Below are 1322 nucleotides of genomic sequence, written 5' to 3'. Positions count from 1 at the left end.
CTTATAATGGGTCAGCGACTTATATTCAGTGGCGAGCTTAACCGAATAGGGGAGGCGTAGCGAAAGCGAGTCTTAATAGGGCGTTTAGTCGCTGGGTATAGACCCGAAACCGGGCGATCTATCCATGGGCAGGTTGAAGGTTAGGTAACACTGACTGGAGGACCGAACCGACTACCGTTGAAAAGTTAGCGGATGACCTGTGGATCGGAGTGAAAGGCTAATCAAGCTCGGAGATAGCTGGTTCTCCTCGAAATCTATTTAGGTAGCGCCTCATGTATCACTGTAGGGGGTAGAGCACTGTTTCGGCTAGGGGGTCATCCCGACTTACCAAACCGATGCAAACTCCGAATACCTACAAGTGCCGAGCATGGGAGACACACGGCGGGTGCTAACGTCCGTCGTGAAAAGGGAAACAACCCAGACCGTCAGCTAAGGTCCCAAAGTCATGGTTAAGTGGGAAACGATGTGGGAAGGCTTAGACAGCTAGGAGGTTGGCTTAGAAGCAGCCACCCTTTAAAGAAAGCGTAATAGCTCACTAGTCGAGTCGGCCTGCGCGGAAGATGTAACGGGGCTCAAACCATGCACCGAAGCTACGGGTATCATCTTATGATGATGCGGTAGAGGAGCGTTCTGTAAGCCTGTGAAGGTGAGTTGAGAAGCTTGCTGGAGGTATCAGAAGTGCGAATGCTGACATGAGTAACGACAATGCGAGTGAAAAACTCGCACGCCGAAAGACCAAGGTTTCCTGCGCAACGTTAATCGACGCAGGGTTAGTCGGTCCCTAAGGCGAGGCTGAAAAGCGTAGTCGATGGAAAACAGGTTAATATTCCTGTACTTCCAGTTATTGCGATGGAGGGACGGAGAAGGTTAGGCCAGCCTGGCGTTGGTTGTCCAGGTTTAAGGTGGTAGGCTGAAATCTTAGGCAAATCCGGGATTTCAAGGCCGAGAGCTGATGACGAGTTGCCTTTAGGCGACGAAGTGGTTGATACCATGCTTCCAAGAAAAGCTCCTAAGCTTCAGATAACTGGGAACCGTACCCCAAACCGACACAGGTGGTTAGGTAGAGAATACCAAGGCGCTTGAGAGAACTCGGGTGAAGGAACTAGGCAAAATGGCACCGTAACTTCGGGAGAAGGTGCGCCGGCGAGGGTCAAGGACTTGCTCCGTAAGCCCATGCCGGTCGAAGATACCAGGCCGCTGCGACTGTTTATTAAAAACACAGCACTCTGCAAACACGAAAGTGGACGTATAGGGTGTGACGCCTGCCCGGTGCCGGAAGGTTAATTGATGGGGTTAGCGCAAGCGAAGCTCTTGATCGAAGC

General features: G+C 51.7%; 1 rRNA gene. It reads left to right on the top strand.

The annotated features are described in order from the left end of the window. Positions 1-1322: ribosomal RNA gene (locus CVS27_RS20365) — 23S ribosomal RNA — on the top strand; the annotation flags it as partial.

Source organism: Arthrobacter glacialis, from assembly GCF_002909445.1.
GTDB lineage: Bacteria > Actinomycetota > Actinomycetes > Actinomycetales > Micrococcaceae > Specibacter > Specibacter glacialis.
The sequence above is the reverse complement of the archived record's forward strand: the minus strand, read 5'-3'. Positions and strand labels throughout refer to the sequence as shown.